Origin of the sequence: Nocardiopsis algeriensis, from assembly GCF_014203695.1 — a bacterium.
GTDB lineage: Bacteria > Actinomycetota > Actinomycetes > Streptosporangiales > Streptosporangiaceae > Nocardiopsis > Nocardiopsis algeriensis.
Genome location: NZ_JACHJO010000004.1, coordinates 453,497 through 474,202, shown reverse-complemented (window position 1 = coordinate 474,202; position 20,706 = coordinate 453,497). Strand labels below are relative to the sequence as shown.

17 protein-coding genes are annotated in these 20,706 nt (G+C 72.4%); 15 read left to right on the top strand and 2 right to left on the bottom strand.

Annotated features, from left to right (window positions below; translation table 11 throughout):
* Positions 1-3: 3 nt before the first annotated feature.
* The gene (locus FHS13_RS08685; RefSeq protein WP_184290200.1) at positions 4-354 is read right to left on the bottom strand and encodes an SCP2 sterol-binding domain-containing protein; all 351 of its coding nucleotides are present in this window, start codon (positions 352-354) and stop codon (positions 4-6) included.
* 194 nt (positions 355-548) lie between these two features.
* On the opposite strand from FHS13_RS08685, the gene FHS13_RS08680 reads away from it, so the two are divergent.
* From FHS13_RS08680 to FHS13_RS08620, 13 genes are all read left to right on the top strand, one after another.
* Positions 549-1,205 carry a coiled-coil domain-containing protein gene (locus FHS13_RS08680; RefSeq protein WP_184290198.1) on the top strand — a complete coding sequence of 219 codons (657 nt, stop codon included), beginning with the start codon at positions 549-551 and terminating at the stop codon, positions 1,203-1,205.
* A gap of 33 nt (positions 1,206-1,238) precedes the next feature.
* Positions 1,239-1,433: a hypothetical protein gene (locus FHS13_RS08675; RefSeq protein ID WP_184290196.1), complete on the top strand. Its 195-nt coding sequence runs from the start codon at positions 1,239-1,241 to the stop codon at positions 1,431-1,433.
* Positions 1,434-1,439: 6 nt separating this feature from the next.
* Positions 1,440-2,240: a TlyA family RNA methyltransferase gene (locus tag FHS13_RS08670; RefSeq protein WP_184290194.1), complete on the top strand. Its 801-nt coding sequence runs from the start codon at positions 1,440-1,442 to the stop codon at positions 2,238-2,240.
* Positions 2,241-2,452: 212 nt separating this feature from the next.
* Complete coding sequence (locus FHS13_RS08665) at positions 2,453-3,385, top strand: NAD kinase (RefSeq protein WP_184290192.1); 933 nt, start codon at positions 2,453-2,455, stop codon at positions 3,383-3,385.
* Positions 3,386-3,462: 77 nt separating this feature from the next.
* Positions 3,463-5,172 (top strand): DNA repair protein RecN, encoded by a 1,710-nt coding sequence (gene recN, locus FHS13_RS08660; RefSeq protein ID WP_184290190.1) that lies wholly within the window; start codon positions 3,463-3,465, stop codon positions 5,170-5,172.
* 113 nt (positions 5,173-5,285) lie between these two features.
* Positions 5,286-6,458 (top strand): putative cytokinetic ring protein SteA, encoded by a 1,173-nt coding sequence (gene steA, locus FHS13_RS08655; RefSeq protein WP_184290287.1) that lies wholly within the window; start codon positions 5,286-5,288, stop codon positions 6,456-6,458.
* Complete coding sequence (locus FHS13_RS08650) at positions 6,455-7,534, top strand: copper transporter (protein WP_184290188.1); 1,080 nt, start codon at positions 6,455-6,457, stop codon at positions 7,532-7,534. Before steA ends, FHS13_RS08650 begins: the two co-directional genes overlap by 4 nt.
* Before the next feature lie 64 nt (positions 7,535-7,598).
* Entirely contained in the window at positions 7,599-8,462 is an 864-nt protein-coding gene (locus FHS13_RS08645) for a hypothetical protein (RefSeq protein ID WP_184290285.1), read from the top strand.
* A 10-nt stretch (positions 8,463-8,472) separates the two neighbouring features.
* A complete protein-coding gene (locus tag FHS13_RS08640; protein WP_184290186.1) occupies positions 8,473-10,095 on the top strand; it encodes a lipid II flippase MurJ in 1,623 nt (540 codons plus the stop codon).
* Positions 10,092-11,174 (top strand): glycosyltransferase, encoded by a 1,083-nt coding sequence (locus FHS13_RS08635; RefSeq protein ID WP_184290184.1) that lies wholly within the window; start codon positions 10,092-10,094, stop codon positions 11,172-11,174. The genes FHS13_RS08640 and FHS13_RS08635 overlap by 4 nt, the downstream gene beginning before the upstream one ends.
* A 324-nt stretch (positions 11,175-11,498) precedes the next feature.
* Entirely contained in the window at positions 11,499-12,521 is a 1,023-nt protein-coding gene (locus tag FHS13_RS08630; protein WP_184290182.1) for a TerC/Alx family metal homeostasis membrane protein, read from the top strand.
* Positions 12,522-12,855: 334 nt separating this feature from the next.
* Positions 12,856-15,690 carry an excinuclease ABC subunit UvrA gene (gene uvrA, locus FHS13_RS08625; RefSeq protein WP_184290180.1) on the top strand — a complete coding sequence of 945 codons (2,835 nt, stop codon included), beginning with the start codon at positions 12,856-12,858 and terminating at the stop codon, positions 15,688-15,690.
* Between the two features lie 185 nt (positions 15,691-15,875).
* Positions 15,876-16,265, top strand: a complete 390-nt coding sequence (locus FHS13_RS08620) for a Rieske (2Fe-2S) protein (RefSeq protein ID WP_184290178.1) — start codon at positions 15,876-15,878, stop codon at positions 16,263-16,265.
* A gap of 60 nt (positions 16,266-16,325) precedes the next feature.
* Here FHS13_RS08620 and FHS13_RS08615 read toward each other — a convergent pair whose 3' ends face one another.
* A complete protein-coding gene (locus FHS13_RS08615; RefSeq protein ID WP_184290176.1) occupies positions 16,326-17,462 on the bottom strand; it encodes a mechanosensitive ion channel domain-containing protein in 1,137 nt (378 codons plus the stop codon).
* Positions 17,463-17,646: 184 nt separating this feature from the next.
* On the opposite strand from FHS13_RS08615, the gene uvrC reads away from it, so the two are divergent.
* Together uvrC and rapZ are read left to right on the top strand one after the other, a co-directional pair.
* Complete coding sequence (gene uvrC / locus FHS13_RS08610; protein ID WP_184290174.1) at positions 17,647-19,665, top strand: excinuclease ABC subunit UvrC; 2,019 nt, start codon at positions 17,647-17,649, stop codon at positions 19,663-19,665.
* Entirely contained in the window at positions 19,662-20,546 is an 885-nt protein-coding gene (gene rapZ / locus FHS13_RS08605) for an RNase adapter RapZ (RefSeq protein ID WP_184290172.1), read from the top strand. Before uvrC ends, rapZ begins: the two co-directional genes overlap by 4 nt.
* Positions 20,547-20,706: the final 160 nt, after the last annotated feature.

Here is a 20,706-nt window from a genome sequence, read left to right as displayed (position 1 = left end):
GGGTCAGAGGAACTTGCGCAGCCTCAGCATGTCGCCCATGCTCGCGTCCAACCGGATCCGGCGCCGCAGGAGCGCCTGGCCCGGGTCCAGGCGTCCCTCGGCCAGGTCGACGAGGTCGCCGCTGTCCACGGTGATGCGCACCTGCGGTCGCGCCTCGGGACCGCCCCGGGGCCTTTGTACGATGTCGACCAGGCCCTCGACGGTGAGGCGCATGTCGAACACGGCCGGCAGGTCCGGCACGACCACGCTCACCGAGCGCTCCCGGATGTGCTTGCGCCGGTCCTCCTCCGGCTTGGCGAGGATGCGTTCGTTGACCTTCGCGATACCGGCGAGGCAGGCGTCGATGCTGCTCATGGGCACATCATGCCGTATGCGGCACTCGAGGGTGTGCGTCCCCATCCGGCCGAGGGCGCGGGCGGCCTCGCCCGTTCGCGTGTCAAGGGTGTTCCGCTCCCGGTAGCGTTGGCGGTGAACCCCGCTGCCCGGCGTCCTCCCCCGCGCCTGCCGTTCCCTCTTCTCCTGCGGTCTCATCAAGGAGCACGTGAAACATGGTCGTCGATGCGGTACGCACCTACCTCGATGCCGCCAATGGCCTCACCGAACTCTCCCGCAAGCAGGCCGTCGCCGCGGCCAAGACCCTGCTGCGCGCCGGAGGCGCCGTGCCGGCGCCCGGGGCGGAGGGGGACGCCGAAGGCCTGCCGCCGCGTGTGGGGCAGAGCATCCAGGCGCTGGCCGGTGAACTCATCGAGACCAGCCAGGCCAACCGCGCGGCCCTGGCCGAGCTGGTGCGCGCCGAGGTCGAGCGCCGTCTCGAGCAGATGGACGTGGTGCCGCGCCCCGAGTACGAGCGCCTCGTGCGCCGGGTCGCCGAGCTGGAGCGCCGCATGGTCACCCGCCTGGCCGAGCGGGCGCCCGCTCCTGTCGCCGAGCCCGCTCCCACTGTCCCCTCCGCCGCCTCCGCTCCCGAACCCGCTGCTGCCGAGCCCGCCCCCGTGCCGGTCGCCGAACCGCCCGGGGACGAGGCGGCCGAGGCCTCCTCCGCCCCGGAGGAGACCCCCGCGCCGGAGGCCGGCGACACGCCCGCCGCGCCCAAGAGCGCGGCTCGGTCCGGGACCAAGGCGACCACCAGGACGACCCGCGCGCGCACCACCGCCAAGCGCACCACCAAGGGCACCACCAAGAGCCGCGGTTCCACGAAGAAGTAGAGTCGGAGACCGGTGAGCACATCAGGGAGAGCGATGGACCCCAAGGAGCAGGCCGAGGCGTTGGCCGCCCAGATCCTCGACAGCACCAGGCAGCGCCTGGAGTCGCTGGAGTCGCGGCCCACCCCTGAGCACGTCGCCGTCTTCGACGCCCTCCACCAGGAGCTGTCCGGAATGCTGGGAGCCCTGGACCACGACACGGACGGTCGGCAGCGGCCGCCGGTATCCTAGGTGACCATGGCAAAACGTACTCGGCTCGACGCGGAACTGGTCCGGCGAGGGCACGCGCGTTCCCGGGGCCACGCGGCCGAGATCATCGAGGGCGGTTTCGTCAAGGTCGCGGGGATGGTGGCCACCAAGGCCGCCACCCAGGTCGGCCAGGACCAGCCCATCGTGGTACGCGCCCCCTCCGACGAACCCCCCTACGTCTCCCGCGGCGCCCACAAGCTCATCGGGGCGCTCGACGCGTTCTCCCTGGACGTCTCGGGCCGCCGGGCCCTGGACGCGGGTGCCTCCACCGGCGGTTTCACCGACGTCCTGCTGCGCCGCGGCGCGGCGCACGTCATCGCCGTCGACGTCGGCTACGGCCAGCTCGCCTGGTCGCTGCGCAGTGACGACCGCGTGCGGGTGATGGAGCGGGTCAACGTCCGGGAGCTCACCCCCGAGGCGGTCGGTGAACCCCGCCCCGACCTGGTCGTGGGTGACCTGTCGTTCATCTCGCTCAAGCTCCTCCTCCGGCCCCTGCGCGACTCGGTCGCGCCCGGCGCCGACTTCGCCCTCATGGTCAAGCCCCAGTTCGAGGTGGGCAGGGAACGGGTCGGCGCCGGGGGTGTGGTCCGGGAGCCCGCGCTGCGTGCCGAGGCCGTCGCGGACGTCGCCGCCCATGCCCTCGATCTGGGCCTGGGCACGGTCGACGTCGCCGCCAGTCCGCTGCCCGGGCCCTCGGGCAACGTCGAATACTTCCTGTGGCTGCGCACGGGCGCGCCGGCCCTGGACCCGGACCGGCTGATGCGCGTGATCGAGGAGGGACCGCGCTAGCCCCTGTTCTTGGATGCTTCCGCCGGGGGATCGGCTCCGCCGATGCGGGGAGAGGATCCGAAAGACATGGCCTGGGTGAGGGCTGGGGCAGCAGGCTCCGGGTACGTGGCGGTGGTGTCTCACGAGTCCGATAGCGTGACCCGGCCGGGGCGGCACGCGCCCCGGCCGGTACTCGGAACCCCTGCGGGGGGAGTCAATGTAGGGGGACGGCGATGACCAGGACCGGCGGACGCAGTGTTCTCCTGCTGGCCCACACCGGTCGGCCCGCGGCGGTACGCAGTGCCCGACTGGTCCACGAGAGCCTCACGCGTGCCGGGATGGCCGTGCGCATGCTCCGGCGGGAGCTCGACGAGCTGGTCCGGGTCGGCTGCGAGCTCTCGCCGGTGGAGGCGGTCGAGGCCGCCGACGCGGCCGCGGGCGTCGAACTCGTCATGGTCCTCGGCGGGGACGGCACCCTGCTGCGCGCCGCGGAGACGGCCCGCCCGGCGGGCGCACCCCTGCTCGGTGTGAACCTGGGGCACGTGGGTTTCCTCGCCGAGGCCGAGCGCGAGGACCTGAGCGAGACCGTGCGCAGCGTCGTCGAACGCGACTACTACGTCGAGGAGCGCATGACGCTCGAGGTGGCGGTCTATCCCAACGGCCGCTCCGACGCCGTACCGACGGTGCGTTCGTGGGCGCTCAACGACGCCGCCCTGGAGAAGACCGAGACGCGTCGCATCCTCGAAGCGGTCCTGGAGATCGACGGCCGCCCGCTGTCGCGCTGGGCCTGTGACGGTGTGGTGTGCGCGACACCGACCGGTTCCACCGCGCACGCCTTCTCCGCCGGGGGGCCGGTGGTCTGGCCGGGCGTGGAGGCGCTCCTGGTGGTGCCGCTGAGTGCGCACGCCCTGTTCAACCGCCCCCTCGTGGTGGAGCCGTCGGCGACGGTGGCACTGGAGGTCGTGTCCGACACCGCACCGGGAGTGCTCTGGTGCGACGGACGTCGTATGGTCGAGGTGCCCGCAGGGGCGCGTATCGAGATCACCCGTGCCGACACGCCGGTCCGGCTCGCACGGTTGCACCGGACGCGGTTCACCGACCGGCTGGTGGCCAAGTTCGGGCTTCCGGTCGCGGGCTGGCGGGGGCGGGACGAACACGTCCGCTGACCGGGACGGGGTCCTGGCCCGCTGTACACGCGTGCACGCGGCAAGAGCGAGTGAGGTCGACTACAGGAGAGGAATCCGTGCTCGAAGAAGTCCGTATCCAGGGACTCGGGGTCATCGACGACGCCGTGTTGGAGCTCTCTCCGGGGCTGACCGTCGTCACCGGTGAGACCGGCGCGGGCAAGACCATGGTCGTCACCGGGCTCGGGCTGCTCTTCGGCGGCCGGGCCGATCCTCAGCGCGTCCGTCCGGGCGCGGACAAGGCCGTCGTCGAGGGGCATCTGGCCGTTCCCGAACGCGGCCGTGTGGCCGAGCGCGTGCTCGAGGCCGGCGGTGACATCGACGGCGGCCTGCTCGTCCTCAGCCGCACGGTGTCGGCCGAGGGCCGCTCCCGCGCGGTCCTGGGCGGCCGCTCCGCCCCGGTGAGTCTGCTCGCCTATCTGGCCGACGACCTGGTGGCCGTCCACGGCCAGTCCGACCAGCAGCGGCTGCTGCGCACCGACCGCCAGCGCGCGGCGCTGGACCGGTTCGCGGGGGACGAGCTGGCCAAGGTGCTCAAGCAGTACGCCGCGGCCCACCGCCGCCACCGCGAGGTTGCGGCCGAACTGGGGGAGCTGGTGGACCGGGCGCGCGAACGCGCCCAGGAGGCCGACATGCTCCGCTTCGGTGTGGAGGAGATCACCGCCGCCCAGCTCCGGCCGGGCGAGGACGCCGAGCTGCTGGCGGAGGAGTCCCGCCTGGCGCACGCCGACAGCCTGCGGGTGGCGGCGACGACCGCCCACGAGGCCCTGGCGGGGGACCCCGCGTCCGACGTGGAGGTGGACGTGGCGGCGCTGCTGTCGGCGGCCCGCCAGGCGGTGGCGTCGGTGAGCGAGCACGACGAGGGGCTGGCCGCGATCGGCGAGCGCCTGGACGAGGCTTCCTACATCCTGTCCGACGCGGCCACCGAACTGGCCTCCTACGCCGAGTCGGTGGACGCCGACCCGGCCCGCCTGGCCGAGGTGCAGGAGCGCCGTGCCCTGATCACCTCGCTCTCGCGCAAGTACGGTGCCACGGTCGACGAGGTCCTGGCCTGGGCCGAGGACGCCGCCAAGCGGCTGGCCGGCCTGGAGGGTGACGACGAGCGCATCGAGGAGCTGCGCGCCGAGGCCGAGGAGCTGTACGGGCGGATGGCCCGGGGAGCGGAGGAGCTGACCCGGATCCGCACCGAGGCCGCCGAGCGCTTCGGTGCGGCGGTCACCGAGGAGCTGACGGCGCTGGCGATGCCGCACGCCCGGGTGAGCGTGCGCATCACCACGGGGGAGGAGTTCGGCCCGCACGGCCGCGACGAGGTGGAGATCCTGCTGGCCCCCCACCCCAGCGCCCGGCCGCTGCCCCTGCACAAGGGCGCCTCCGGAGGTGAGCTCTCCCGGGTGATGCTGGCCATCGAGGTGGTGTTCGCGGGTGCCGACCCGGTGCCCACGTTCGTGTTCGACGAGGTCGACGCCGGAGTGGGAGGCAAGGCCGCGGTGGAGATCGGCCGGCGTCTGGCCCGGCTGGCCCGCCGTTCCCAGGTGATCGTGGTCACCCACCTGCCTCAGGTGGCGGCGTTCGCCGATGCGCACCTGGTGGTGGAGAAGTCCACCGACGGGCTGGTCACCGAGAGCGGTGTGGTGCGGCTGGACCGGGCGGGGCGGGTGCGCGAGCTGTCACGGATGCTCGCCGGCCTGGAGGACTCCGAGCTGGGCCGGGCCCATGCCGAGGAACTCCTGGTCAACGCCGATCCCGACCGAGCGCTCCCCGCCGACTGAGTGAGGCGGGGTCTCCCCGAACACGCCGAGCGCCGAGCTGTTATAACTGTCAGTAGTCAAAATCTGACAGTATGCCAGCGATGAAGGTATCGGATGCGCTCAGCGCCACAGTCATGCGGTTCCGCCGTGCTCCGGCGGACACTCCCACCGGGCTGGTCGCTCCCGTGCGCTCGGACAGGCGCACCAAGAACCTGACCAAGCGCCTGCGGCCCGGCGACATCGCGGTCGTCGACCACGCCGACCTGGACCGCGTCAGCGCCGAGGCCCTGGTGTCCTGCGGGGTGGCGGCCGTCCTCAACGTCGCCCGGAGCATCAGCGGCCGCTACCCCAACCAGGGGCCCGAACTGCTGGTGTCCGCGGGTATCCCCCTGGTGGACGACGTCGATCCCGAGGTGTTCACCCGGGTCCGGGAGGGGGAGCGCCTGCGCCTGGAGGGCGCCGTCCTCTACCGCGGCAGCGAGGCCGTGGCCGGCGGCACCCTCCAGGACCCCGACACCGTCGCCGCCGCGATGGCCCGCGCCCGCGCCGGGCTGGCCGGCCAGCTGGAGGCGTTCGCGGCCAACACCATGGCCTACCTCCAGCAGGAGCGCGACCTGCTCCTGGACGGCATCGGCATCCCCGACATCGAGACCGACATCGAGGGCCGACACGCCCTCATCGTGGTGCGCGGCTACCACTACCGCGAGGACATCGCGGCCCTGCGCCCCTACATCCGCGAGTACCGGCCCGTCATCATCGCCGTGGACGGGGGAGCCGACGCGGTCATGGAGGCCGGATACCGGCCCGACATCATCGTCGGCGACTTCGACTCCGTCTCCGACCGCGCCCTGGAGAGCGGGGCCGAACTGGTCGTCCACGCCTACCGCGACGGCCGCGCCCCCGGACTGGCGCGCATCACCGGCCTCGGCCACAGCGCGGTCGTCCTCCCCGCCACCGGGACCAGCGAGGACGTCGCGATGATGCTCGCCGACAGCGCCGGGGCCTCGCTCATCGTGGCGGTGGGTACCCACGCCACCCTGGAGGAGTTCCTCGACAAGGGGCGCTCCGGGATGGCCAGCACCTTCCTCACCCGCCTCCGGGTCGGCGGAAAGCTCGTGGACGCCAAGGGCGTCAGCCGCCTGTACCGCTCGCGGATCTCCCCCTGGGCCCTGCTCGGCCTGGTCGCCGCCTGCCTGCTCGCCGTCGTGGTCGCCGCCTGCTCCTCGCCCGCCGGACAGGTCTACCTCATGTTCCTCGCGGCGCGCTGGGACGGCTTCACCTACTGGCTGACGGGAATGCTGACGTGATCGATTTCCGCTACCACCTCGTCTCCATCATCGCGGTGTTCCTCGCGCTGACGGTGGGAATCGTCCTGGGCACCACCATGCTGCAGGACCCCCTGCTCGACACCCTCCGGTCCGAGACCGCCGAACTGCGCGGCCAGACCGAGGACCTGCGTGTCGAACGCGACACCGCGGACCGGGTCAACGCCGGCGCCGACCAGATGGCCGAGGCCCTCTCCGCGGACATGCTGGAGGGCCGCCTGGCCGGGCTGGAGGTGGTGCTGGTCCTCTCGCCCGGAGCCGACGCCGAGACCGCCGACTCCCTCACCTCTCGCGTGGAGCAGGCCGGGGGGAGCGTCGCCGGCCGCGTGGAGATCGCCGAGGAGCTTCTGGACGACGACAACACGGACTTCGCCGGGGAGACGGCCCGGCAGGTCCTCGCCGACCCCGATTCCCTCGCCGGCCTGGACCCCTACGAGAAGGTGGGCGCCGCGGTCGGCCGCGCACTCGCCGCCCCCGAGGAGGACACCGGCGGGGCCGGCATCGACGAGGTCGACACGGACGAGGCGGAGGAGGCGGAGGGGGAGCCCGACGGCTTCGACGCTGAGGCGGCCCTGGCCGCGTTCGCCGACGGCGGGCTGCTCACGGTCGACGGAAGCCCGGCGGCCTCCGCCGACGCCGCCGTCGTCCTCGCCCCCGCCGCGGGCTACTCGCCGAGCGGGGACGACAGGAAGGCGGCCAACACCGCCCTGGCCGCACTGGTCTCCTCCCTGCACGGGGAACTCGGCGGCCTCGTCCTGGCCGGCGACGTCCCCTCGGCGCGGGGCGACGGCCTGCTGGCGCTGGCCCGTGCCGGTGAGCCGGGCTTCGCCACCGCCGACCTGAGCGGCCGGCCCATGGGCGACGTCGTCGCGGTCCTGGCCCTGGCCGAGGACATGGACGGCGCGGGAGGGGCGTACGGCATCGGGGACGGGGTCGGTGGTTTCCTCCCCGACCCCCTGCCCGGACCCCGCGAGGAACCCGGTGGGGACGACGAGGACGACGGGGCGGCGGTGAAGGCCTCCGACGGGCCCCGCGACGCCGCCCGGGGAGAGGAGTGAGACCGTGAGCGCTCTCTCCGCACTCCTCGCTGCCGGGGCCGCGGCCCGCCGGGCCGCCGGGCGGATGCCGCTTCCCGCCCGCGCCCTGGCCCAGGGACTGGCGGGTGCGGCCGTGGCCGCGGTCACCGCCCGCACCTCCTACACCCTGCTCACCCGCACCCTTCCGGCCCCGCCCGAGGAGGACCGCGGGGGAGGGCGGCGCGCCGACGATCCGCGCGCGTGGTGGCGGACGAACTTCCGCGGCCGCAGGGTCACCCTCCACGAGGGCCCCGCCCTGGCTTCGGGGCTGTGCGCGGCAGGCCTGCTCGCCCCCGGAACGGAACCCCGCGTGCGGGCCGCGGCCGCGCTCGCCGCGGCCGGCGCCGCCGGCTTCGGCGCCTACGACGACCTGTCGGGGTCGGCCGACGCGCGCGGGCTGCGCGGCCACCTCGGTGCGCTGGTGCGCGGGGAGGTGACCACCGGCGCGGTCAAGATGGCGGGCATCGGCGCCACCGGCCTGGCCGCCGCCGCCCTGCTGCGGCGCGGGCCGCTCGACACCCTTCTGGACGGCGCGCTCATCGCCGCCGGGGCCAACCTCGTCAACCTGCTCGACCTGCGCCCGGGCCGCGCGGGCAAGGCCTGCCTGCTCGCCGCCCTCCCGGCCCTGGCCTCGCCCGCCGCGCCCCTGGTCGGCCCGGTCGCGGGGGCCGCCGCCGCCCTGCTCCGTGACGACCTGGCCGAACGCTCCATGCTCGGCGACGCGGGTGCCAACGCCCTGGGCGCCGCGCTCGGTGCGGCGGCCGCCGCCCGGGCCCCTCGGCCGGTGCGCGTCGCCCTGCTCGGCGGGACGGTCGCCCTGACCCTGGCCAGCGAGGTCACCAGCTTCTCCCGCGTCATCGACCGGGTGGGGCCCCTGCGCCGGATCGACCGGTGGGGCAGGTGCGTGTGAGGAGACCGGGGTGTCCCGCGCCTCCGCAGGGGTGACGGGCGGGGTCGGAAGGGCGGCGCTGCTCATCGCCGCGGTCACGGTCGGCGCCCGGTCGGCCGGGTTCGGGCGCACGGTGGTCTTCTCCCAGACCGTGGGAGACACCTGCCTGGGCACCGCCTACGTCACCGCCAACCAGCTGCCGGCCGTCCTGTTCGAGATCGCCATCGGCGGTGCGCTCGCCGCCGTGGTCGTCCCCGTTCTGGCCGCCGAGGCGAACAGGGGCGAGCACGCCCGGGTCGACCGCACCGCCTCGGCGCTGGTCACGTGGGTGCTGCTGCTGTCGCTGCCCCTGTCGGCGCTGCTCGCGCTGGCCGCCCCCCAGGCCATGGCACTCATGCTCGGCGCCGGGTCGGGGTGCGACCGCGCCGCCCTGCTCGCTTTGTCGGCGCGCATGCTCACGGTGTTCGCACCCCAGATCGTCTTCTACGGGCTGGCGTCGGTGCTCTACGGCGTCCTGCAGGCGCACCGCCGGTTCCTGTCCCCGGCCCTGGCGCCCCTGCTCTCCAGCCTGGTGGTGATGGGTGCCTACCTCGCGTTCGTTCCCCTGGGCGCGGGGCAGCGCGACGAGCCCGCCGCACTGCCGTGGTCCGCCGAACTCGTCCTCTCGGCGGGTACCACCGCCGGTTCGGCCGCGCTCCTCCTCACCGTTCTCGGCCCCGCCGCGCGTCTGCGCCTGCGTCTGCGCCCCCGGTTGGCCTTTCCTGCCGGAACCGGGAGGAGGGTGCGGTCCCTGGCCCTGTCCGCCCTGCTGCCGCTGACCGCCATGCAGCTGTCCCTGCTGCTCGCGATCGCCCTGGCCAACCGGGGCGGCGGCGCGGGTGCGGCCGTGCTGCACACCTATGCCTGGGCCCTGTTCACCCTCCCCTACGGGGTGATCGCGGTTCCCGTCGCCACCAGTGCCTTCACCGCTCTGACGGTGGCCCACGCCGAGCACGACAGGAACGGCTTCGACTCCGTGCTCGCGGGCAGTGCACGCGCCTGCGTGCTGGCCACCGCCGGGGTGGGTGCCGCCCTGGCCGCGGCCGCCGCCCCGGTGGCCTCGGTTCTGGCCCTGCACGATCCCCGGGCGTTGGAGCGGGCGCTGCTCGCCTACGCGCCCGGAGTGGTCGCCTTCGGCCTGGTCGCCCTGCTCAGCCGCGCCCTGTACGCCTCCCACCACGGACGTCTGGCCGCGGCGGCCCAGGTGGCGGGGTGGGCGGTGGTGATGGTGTGCTCGGTGGCGCTGGTGGCTGCCCTGCCGCAGTCGTGGACCAACGCGGGCCTGGGCGCGGCGGCCACGGCGGGGCTGGGGCTGGCCGCCGCCCTGCTGTGGGCCGGAACGGTGCGTGTCCACGGCTCCTCGGCCCTGGCGGGCCTGGGACGCTCGATCGGGGGAGGGCTGCTGGGGGCCGTGACCGGATGGGCGGTGGGGCGGGCGTCGGCAGCGGCACTGCCCGGCGGCGGGGTGTGGGCCTCGGTGGGGGAGGCGGTGCTGTCGGGCGCGGCGGCCCTGGTGGTCTTCACCCTGGTCGCCGCACTGGTGGACCGGTCGGCGGTGCGGGCGGCCGCCGACCGGGCGAGATCGGCATTCGAACGCAGGAGGGCAGACCCGTGAACGCCAGGATCGCGCTGGTCGTGGGCAGCAGCAGCGGAGGGGTGGGCCGCCACGTGCACTCCCTGGGAAGAGGCCTGCTCCGCCAGGGCCACCGGGTGGCGGTGCTCGGTCCGGCCGAGGCCGAACGGGAGTTCTCCTTCGGGGAGGCCGGTCTGCGCTTCTGCCCGGTCCGGATCGGCCCCGCGCCCTCGGCCGGCGACACGGGCGCGGTGCTGCGGCTGCGCTCCCTGACCCGGGGCGCCGACGTCGTCCACGCCCACGGGATGCGTGCCGGTGCCCTGTGCGCCCTTGCAGGGGTCCGGCCCCTGGTGGTGACGGCGCACAACGCCCCGCCGGTGATCAGCGGTCCCCTGGTCGCCGCCTATCCGGTGCTGGAGCGGATCGTCGCCCTGCGCGCGGACGCCGTGCTCGGGGTGTCGGGGGACCTGGTGCGCAGGTTGAGGGCGGCCGGTGCTCGCGACGCCCGCCTCGCCGTGGTCGCCGCTCCCGACACCGGCGAGCCGCTCAGCGGCAGGGAAGCCATGCGAGCGGACCTGGGGGTGCTCCCCGACCGCCCGATGCTGCTCACCGTCGCCCGCCTGGCCGAGCAGAAGGGCCTGGACATGCTGCTGGAGGCCGCGCCCGCGATCGCCCGCCGCAGCCCCGAACCCGTGATCACGATCGCCGGCGACGGGCCTCTGTGGGGCAGTCTGCACGACACGGCGGCCGAGCTGGACGCCGACGTGCGCATGCTCGGGCACCGCACCGACGTGGCCGATCTGCTCGCCGCCGCCGACGTGTTCTGCCTGACCAGCCAGTGGGAGGGGCCGTCCCTGGTGATCATGGAGGCGCTGCGCGCCGGGCTGCCGGTGGTCTCCACCCGGGTCGGCGGCATCCCCGACCTGTACTCGGGCACGGTGCTCCTGGTCCCGCCGGGCGACCCGGGGGCCTTCGCCGCCGCGGTGGGCCGGGTCCTGGACGATCCGGCGCTGGCCGCCGACCTGCGGGAGCGCTCGCGCGAGGCGGCCCGTTCGCTGCCGACGGAGGAGGACGCGGTGTCGGCGGCATGCGACGTCTACAAGGCGGTGGCCCGGTGGTGACCGGGCGTGCGGAGGTCACCCCGGGGTCGGGGAAGGGTGTCTCCGGGAAGGGGTGGACACCGTCCCCGCGGGAGCTTTCGCGCGGGGTCGCGGGGTGGCATCCTGGGGGTCGGATCCGTGTGTACGGTCTGGGCCGTGCTGCGGGTATCCTTGCCTGGCACGTGAGGGGAGTATCCCTGTCGCGGCGGTGCCGTCATCACGGAGTACAGTGTCGTCCTCCCGGTTCCGTCGGTCCGTACCGCGTCGGTACGGGCGGGAGAGACCTCCGGTTCATCGACGTGCGTGCACACCGTCCGCGCGCACCGACCGGAGGAGTAACCACCCGTGAACGTTCCCCTGTGGCTCTGGGCCGCCACCATCGGCGGCATGATCGCGATCCTGGTGATCGACCTCGCGATCGTCGACCATCCCTGGAACAAGAAGAAGGGCCCGCAGGAGTTCGGGGTCAAGCAGGCCGCCTGGTGGGCCGTCTTCTACATCGGCATCGCCATCCTGTTCGGCATCGGCGTCTGGTACTACGGCGGTGCGACGGCGGGCGCCGAGTACTTCGCCGGCTTCGTCACCGAGAAGAGCCTGAGCGTCGACAACCTCTTCGTCTTCTACCTCCTGCTGGGGGCCTTCTCGGTGCCCAAGAAGTACCAGCACGAGGTCCTGCTCGTCGGCATCGTCATCGCGCTGGTCATGCGCGGGGTGTTCATCGTCCTCGGCGCCCAGGTGATCAACGCCTGGAGCGAGGTCTTCTACCTGTTCGGCGCCTTCCTCATCTACACCGGCTACAAGATCGTCCGCGACCACGTCAAGGGCGAGGAGGAGGAGAAGGACTTCACCCAGACGCCGGTGGTGCGCCTGGTCAAGCGCTTCTGGCCGGTCACGAAGGACTACCACGGCTCCAGCCTGACCGTGAAGATCGACGGCAGGCGGCACATCACGCCGATGCTGCTGGTCATCCTCGCCATCGGCGTCATCGACCTGGTCTTCGCGGTCGACTCCATCCCGGCGATCTTCGGCCTCACCCAGGACGCCTACATCGTCTTCACCGCCAACGCCTTCGCCCTCCTGGGGCTGCGCCAGCTGTACTTCCTGCTGGCGGGGCTGATGGACCGCCTGTCCTACATCAGCTGGGGCCTGTCGCTGATCATGGTCTTCATCGGTGTGAAGATGATCCTCCACGCGCTGCACGAGAACGGCGTGCACGTGCCCGAGATCGGTATCGGCCTCTCCCTGACCGTCATCATCGGCATCATGGCCGTCACCATCGTCGGCAGCCTCGTCAAGTCCCGCGCCGACAAGCGCGAGGTGGCGAGGGTCGAGGCCGGCGCGAAGGAGCGCAACGACGAGACCTCCTGACGCGTGTGGGGACGGTACGCGCGTTCCGGGGGCGGTCCTTGCGACCGCCCCCGGTTTCTTTTCCCGAAACGCCCTCCTTCGAACAGCCGTTCGTCTATAGTGGAGATGCTCCCGGCTCAGGAACTCCGCGTCACCGCATCGGAAGAATGCGTCACCCGCGGTTGTTGGGACGTGCGGACGGAAAAGACGGACAGGCCGCTGTCCCCGGCGGCCCGGTTCCGCGTCCGGGGAGCGGCGGCCCGTGCCCGGCCGCCTGCCACGAATCAGACACGGGTCGGCCGACGCCCACGCGAGGTCGCGTCCTGTGCGCCACAGCCGAAGGATGTCTCACTCGATGGTCGAGAAACTGGTGGTCCGCGGTGCCCGCGAGCACAACCTCAAGAACGTCTCGCTGGACCTGCCGCGCGACTCCATGATCGTCTTCACCGGCCTGTCCGGCTCGGGCAAGTCGTCGCTGGCCTTCGACACGGTCTTCGCCGAGGGCCAGCGCCGCTACGTCGAGTCCCTCTCGGCGTACGCGCGCCAGTTCCTGGGGCAGATGGACAAGCCCGACGTCGACTTCATCGAGGGCCTGTCCCCGGCCGTGTCGATCGACCAGAAGTCCACCAGCCGCAACCCGCGCTCCACCGTCGGCACCATCACCGAGGTCTACGACTACCTCCGCCTGCTGTGGGCGCGCATCGGCGTCCCGCACTGCCCCGAGTGCGGCCGCGAGATCGCCCGGCAGAGCCCCCAGCAGATCGTCGACCGCGTGATGGAGATGGCCGAGGGCACCCGCTTCCAGGTGCTCGCACCCGTCGTGCGCGGCCGCAAGGGCGAGTACGTCGAGCTGTTCAAGGACCTGCAGTCCAAGGGCTACACCCGCGCCGTCGTCGACGGCCGGGCCGTGCGCCTGGACGAGCCGCCCGAGCTGGGGCGCTACGACAAGCACGACATCTCCGTGATCGTGGACCGCCTCACCGTCAAGCCCTCCTCGCGCGGTCGCCTGACCGACTCGGTGGAGACCGCTCTCAAGCTCGCCGGCGGCACCATCGTCCTGGACTTCGTCGACGTGGAACAGGGCGACCCCGAGCGCGAGAAGGTCTTCTCCGAGCACCTGTACTGCCCCTACGACGACCTGTCCTTCGAGGAGCTCGAACCGCGGTCCTTCTCCTTCAACGCCCCCTACGGGGCCTGTCCCGAGTGCTCGGGTCTGGGCAGCCGCCTGGAGGTTGACCCCGAGCTGCTGGTCCCCGACCCGGACAAGACCCTCGCGGAGGGCGCCGTCGGTCCCTGGTCCGGCGGCAGCAACGGCGGCTACTGGGAGCGCCTCCTCACCGCGCTGGGTGAGGCGATCGGCTTCGACCTGGACACGCCGTGGTCGAAGCTGCCCCGCGCCGCCCGCAAGGCGATCCTCGAAGGCCACCCCACCCAGGTCCACGTCAGCTACCGCAACCGGTTCGGGCGCACCCGCTCCTACTACACCGAGTTCGAGGGCCTGCTTCCCTGGGTCAGAAGGCGCCACTCCGAGGTCGAGAGCGACTCCAGCCGCGAACGGCTGGAGGGGTACATGCGCACCGTGCCCTGCCCGGCCTGCGAGGGCAGCCGCCTCAAGCCGGTCGTGCTCGCCGTCACCGTGGGAGGCAGGTCCATCGCCGAGGTCGCCCGGATGCCGCTGGCCGAGAGCGCGGAATTCCTCAAGGGCATCGAGCTGTCCGAGCGCGACGCGGTGATCGCCGCCCAGGTGCTCAAGGAGATCGAGGCCAGGCTCGGCTTCCTGCTCGACGTCGGTCTGGACTACCTCACCCTGGCCCGGGGCTCGGCGACCCTCTCGGGCGGCGAGGCCCAGCGCATCCGCCTGGCCACCCAGATCGGCTCCGGCCTGGTGGGTGTGCTCTACGTGCTGGACGAGCCCTCCATCGGTCTGCACCAGCGCGACAACGCCCGCCTGCTGGAGACCCTCCAGCGGCTGCGCGACATCGGCAACACCCTCATCGTCGTCGAGCACGACGAGGACACCATCCGCGCCGCCGACTGGATCGTGGACATCGGCCCGGGCGCGGGCGAGCACGGCGGCCACGTCGTCGTCTCCGGAACCGTGGACGAGCTGCTGGGCAGCGAGGAGTCGCTCACCGGTGACTACCTGGCCGGGCGGCGCGCCATCGATGTGCCGTCCAGGCGCAGGCCCCTGACCAAGGGCCACGAACTCGTGGTCAAGGGGGCGCGGGAGAACAACCTCAAGAACGTCGACGTCGCCTTCCCCCTGGGAGTGTTCACCGCCGTCACGGGTGTCTCGGGTTCGGGCAAGTCCACGCTGGTCAACGAGATCCTGTACAAGGGGCTGGCCAAGGAGCTCAACGGGGCCCGCGACGTCCCCGGCCGCCACCTCCGGATCAACGGCACGGGCAAGGTGGACAAGGTCGTCCATGTCGACCAGAGCCCGATCGGGCGCACCCCGCGTTCCAACCCGGCCACCTACTCGGGCGTGTTCGACCACATCCGCAAGCTGTTCGCGCAGACGACCGACGCCAAGACGCGCGGCTACCAGCCGGGGCGGTTCTCCTTCAACGTCAAGGGCGGCCGCTGCGAGGCGTGCTCGGGCGACGGCACGCTCAAGATCGAGATGCAGTTCCTGCCCGACGTCTACGTGCCCTGCGAGGTCTGCCACGGCGCCCGGTACAACAGCGAGACCCTCCAGGTCAGGTACAAGGGCAAGAACATCTCCGAGGTGCTGGAGATGCCGATCTCGGAGGCCCGCGAGTTCTTCGAGTCCATCAACGCCATCCACCGCCATCTGAAGACCCTGGAGGACGTCGGGCTGGGGTACGTGCGGTTGGGCCAGCCCGCCACCACCCTCTCCGGCGGCGAGGCCCAGCGGGTCAAGCTCGCGGCGGAGCTCCAGCGCCGCTCCACCGGGCGCACGGTCTACGTCCTCGACGAGCCGACCACCGGCCTGCACTTCGAGGACATCCGCAAGCTGCTGGGCGTGCTCGACCGGCTCACGGACTCCGGCAACACCGTGATCGTCATCGAGCACAACCTCGACGTGATCAAGACCGCCGACCACGTCATCGACATGGGCCCCGAGGGCGGTGCCGGCGGCGGCACGGTGGTCGTCCAGGGCACCCCGGAGGAGGTCGCGGCGACCGCGGACTCCTACACCGGGCAGTTCCTCGCCAAGGTCCTCTAGAGGGTCCTCCTGGTGAGCGGAGGAGGGCGCCCCGGGCCGCTCGGCCCGGGGCGCCCTCCGTGTCCGCAGGCTTGCCCGGTACCCGGGATCAGGCACTCGCGCACGCCTACTACAGTTCGTAGTGGATTTTTCGGAGCAGGTGAGAGGTGTTCTTCGTGGCCGGTGAGAGGACGTGCGGGTGCGGGATGAGCAGGCGCGCACTGCTCGGCACGGCGGGAGCTGCCGTGGCTGTCACGGCTGCGAGTGCCTGCGCCGCCGAGGCCCCCAAGCCGCAGGAGGCCATGCGCGGGCAGGTCGTGGGGAAGGCGTCCGAGGTCCCCGAGGGCGGCGGTGTCGTCTTCAACAGCAGCAAGCTGGTCGTCACCCAGCCCGAGGCGGGCGAGTACCGTGCCTTCACGGCCGCCTGCACGCACGGCGGATGCACCGTGCAGGAGATCGAGGAAGGGCTCATCCGCTGCCTGTGCCACGGCAGTGAGTTCGACTACGCCAGCGGCGAGGTGGTCACCGGACCGGCCCAGGAGCCGCTGGAGGAGTTCGGCATCACCGTCGAGGGCGACGACATCGTCCTCGACTGAGGCCCGTACGCGTCGGCGCCCGTGAGCAGCGAGCTCACAGGCGCCGACGCGTACGGGGGTTCAGACCTCGCCGGGGTCGCCGCCCTCGGGGCCGGTGCGGCCGTCGGAGGCGGCCCGGCGGAACGCCGAGGCCGGGAAGCTCGCCGCGTACGCCGTCTCCTCGGCGTCGGGCGAGACGAACTCGGTGCGGTGGCGCGGCAGGGACTCGGGGTAGTTCTCCACCAGCCAGCCCACGAGGTGCTCGCGGATCTGGCAGGCGATGTTCCACTGCGCACCGGTGTCCGCGGCGGTGGCCACCACGCGCACCTTCACCTCGCCGGTCTCGGTGATGTCGACGACCTGGCACGACCAGCTGCGCCCGTCCCAGTACTCGCTGGCGGTGATGAGGCGCCCCGCCTCCTCGCGCAGCTCCGCGACGGGTACCTCCCAGTCCAGGGGGAAGACCACCGCCGCGGTGATCGCGGTCCCCTGCTTGGTCCAGTTCTCGAAGCTGGTGTTGGTGAAGTTGATCACCGGTACGACCAGGCGGCGCTCGTCCCAGATCTTGATGGTGACGTTGACCAGGCTCAGTTCCTCGACGCGGCCCCACTCGCCCTCGACGACGACCACGTCACCGATGCGCAGCGCATCGCTGAAGGCCAGCTGCAGCCCCGCGAACAGGTTGCCCAGGGTCGACTGGGCCGCGATACCGGCGACGATGCCGATGAGTCCGGCGGATGCCAGGAGCCCGGCGCCCAGGGCCCGTACCTCGTCGAACGTGAACAGGATCGCCGAGATGGCGATGACCACGATGACCGAGGTGACGACCCGGCGCAGCAGCCGCACCTGGGTCTGGAGCCTGCGGGCCTTGCGGTCGGCGTCCCCGTTGTTGACCTCGAGGCGGGACAGGATCATGTCGGTGGCCGCGTAGGCCAGGCTGATGCCCAGCGCGGTCAGCGACGCGATCATGAGGATCCGCATCGAGTGCTGGATCGTCTGGTACGTGCTCCAACTCACGTCGCCCACGCTCGGCAGCGCCAGGTTGGCCCCGACGACGGCGGCCGCCGCGTAGGAGGAGAAGGAGGTGCGCGTCACGACGAAGTTCGCCACGCGCCACACCTTGGCGAGCTTGTTCCTGAGCACCCAGCGCGCCGCGAAGACCAGCGCCAGGGCGACCGTCACGGCGATGCCGAGGGTGATCCACTGGGGAACGGACACGGAGTCGGTCTCCCTTGTCGTTCAAGTCGGAAAGGTTGGTCGGTACCCGCCCAACGTAGACCATGCGGATACCCGATCGTGACGTTTTCCGGATCACTCCTTGACACGTGCGGGAGGCCCGCGGACGGTACGCGGCGCCGCGCGCAAGTGGCCGGATGTCACACGGACCGACCACAATGGGAGCATGGCTGCGACTCCTCACCTGCGCCCCGCCCCGGGGTCCATCCCGACCGCCCCGGGGGTCTACCGGTTCCGGGACAAGGCGGGGCAGGTCATCTACGTGGGCAAGGCCAAGAACCTCCGGGCCCGGCTGTCCTCCTACTTCCGCGACTTCGCGGGGCTGCACCCGCGCACCCAGCAGATGGTCTCCACCGCCGACGACGTCGACTGGACGATCGTGGGCACCGAGGTGGAGGCGCTCCAGCTGGAGTACACCTGGATCAAGCAGTACGACCCCCGGTTCAACGTCAGGTACCGCGACGACAAGAGCTACCCCTACCTGGCGGTGACCCTGGGGGAGGAGTTCCCGCGCGTGCAGATGATGCGCGGGGCCAAGCGCCGGGGGGTGCGCTACTTCGGGCCCTACTCCCATGCCTGGGCCATCCGCGAGACCGTCGACCTGCTGCTGCGGGTCTTCCCGGTGCGCACCTGCTCGCCGGGGGTCTTCAAGAACGCGCGCAACAGCGGCCGCCCCTGCCTGCTGGGCTACATCGGCAAGTGCGTGGCCCCCTGCGTGGGCAGGGCCACGGCGGAGGAGCACCGGGCGCTGGTCGACGACTTCTGCTCCTTCCTGGCCGGTGACACGGGGCGCTTCATGAGGCATCTGGAGGGGCAGATGGCCGAGGCCGCCGAGGAGATGGAGTACGAGCGGGCCGCCCGCCTGCGCGACGACATCGCGGCGCTGCGCGCCGCCCTGGAGAAGCAGGCCGTCGTCCTGCCCGACTCCACCGACTGCGACGTCGTCGCCATGGTCGAGGACCAGCTCGAGGCCGCCGTCCAGGTCTTCCACGTGCGCGGCGGGCGCATCCGGGGCCGCCGCGGCTACGTGGTCGACAAGGTCACCGACGCCGGCCCCGAGGAGCTGATGGCGACCTTCCTCAGTCAGATCTACGGCGGCGCCGAAGGGGAGGATGAGACCGGCGGAACCGGCACGGCGGTGCCCCGGGAGGTCCTGGTCTCCCACCTGCCCTCCGACCGCGACGCCGTCGCCCGGTGGCTCTCGGAGCACCGCGGCTCCGCGGTCGACCTGCGCGTGCCCCGGCGCGGTGACAAGCGCTCCCTGATGGAGACCGTCGAGAAGAACGCCCGCGAGGCGATGTCCCGGCACAAGACCCACAGGGCCGGGGACCTGAGCACCCGCAGCCGCGCCCTCAACGAGATCCAGGAGGCCCTGGGCCTGGACGAGGCGCCGCTGCGGATCGAGTGCTTCGACATCTCCAACCTCCAGGGGGAGCACGTCGTGGCCTCCATGGTGGTCTTCGAGGACGGCCTGGCCCGCAAATCCGAGTACCGGCGCTTCTCCGTGCGCGGCAGCGGGGAGGGCGGACGCGAGCAGCACGACGTCGCCGCCATGTACGAGGTCGTGGGGCGGCGCTTCCGCCGCTATCTGGAGGAGACCGCGGAGCGGGGCGAGGTCGCCCGCATGGGCGGCGGCAGCGGCCAGGCCCGGGGCGGCGACGAGCCGCCACCCGGGAAGTTCTCCTATCCCCCTAACCTTGTGGTGGTGGACGGGGCGCGCCCCCAGGCACAGGCGGCCCGGCGCGCGCTCGACGAGCTCGGCATCGAGGACGTCGCCGTGTGCGGCCTGGCCAAGCGCCTGGAGGAGGTGTGGTTGCCCGACGACGAGGACCCGGTCATCCTGCCCCGCACCGGGGAGGGCCTGTACCTGCTGCAGCGGATCCGGGACGAGGCGCACAACTTCGCCATCGCCTACCACCGCCAGAAGCGCGCCAAGGCGCTCACCGGCAGCAGTCTGGACGAGCTGCCCGGGCTGGGGCCGAGGCGCAGGGCGGCACTGATCAAGGAGTTCGGCTCGGTCCGCAGGCTCGCCGCCGCCACGGCCGAGGAGATCGCGGCGGTGCCCGGAATCGGCCCCAAGCTGGCCGAGGCCGTGCACGCGCACCTGAGCGCCGGGCCCGCCGGAGGGGGCAGCGAGGCCGGCGGATCGGCACAGCACACCAACGACGGGGGAGGAGACACATGACGATCGAACTGGGCGGGGAGCTGCCGCCCGAGGTGGTTCTCGTCACCGGGATGTCCGGTGCGGGGCGGAGCACGGCGGCCAGGGCCCTGGAGGACCTGGACTGGTTCGTGGTGGACAACCTGCCGCCCGGACTGCTGCCGACCATGATCGAGCTGGCGGGGCGCACCCACGGTGCCGTGCCGAGGGTGGCGGTGGTCGTGGACGTGCGATCGCTGGCCTTCACCCAGGACCTGCTGTCCACCGTGAAGGAGCTGCGCAAGCGAGACATCAAGGCGCGCGTCCTCTTCCTGGAGGCGGGCGACGAGGCCCTCGTCCGCCGCTTCGAGGGAGTGCGCAGACCCCATCCCCTCCAAGGCGACGGCCGCCTGACCGACGGCATCTCCCGCGAGCGCGAGACCCTGCGGGCCATCCGCGGCGAGGCCGACCTGGTGATCGACACCTCCCAGCTCAACGTCCACCAGCTCAAGGCCCGGGTGATCGGCTTCTTCGGCGAGAGCGACGAGGCGCGCCCCCGCGCCAACGTCGTCTCGTTCGGCTTCAAGCACGGCCTGCCGGTCGACGCCGACCTGGTGCTCGACTGCCGCTTCCTCCCCAACCCCCACTGGATCCCCGAGCTGCGGCCGCTGAACGGCCGGGACCAGCCGGTGAGCGACTACGTGCTGTCCCAGGACGGGGCCAAGGAGATGCTGGAGGCCTACAACGAGGTCCTCAAGCTCACCATCGAGGGCTACCAGCGCGAGGGCAAGCACTACATGACGCTGGCGGTGGGCTGCACCGGCGGCAAGCACCGCAGCGTCGCCATGGCCGAGCAGTTCGCCGAGCGGCTGCGGGGCCAGGGTGTGGAGGTCCACGTCGTGCACCGGGACGTGGGACGCGAGTAGACGGGACGTACCGGGCGAACCGAATCGCCAAGCGGGGCGTCATCCCTTACATTGACTCGGTCAGCGCCGATGCCGGCCCCTCGGGGGCGAGGCTTTCCGGCAGTTCGGGGGCGGAGGGGACCGGTGTCCCCCCGCCCCCGGCGGTACGGCCCGGCACGCC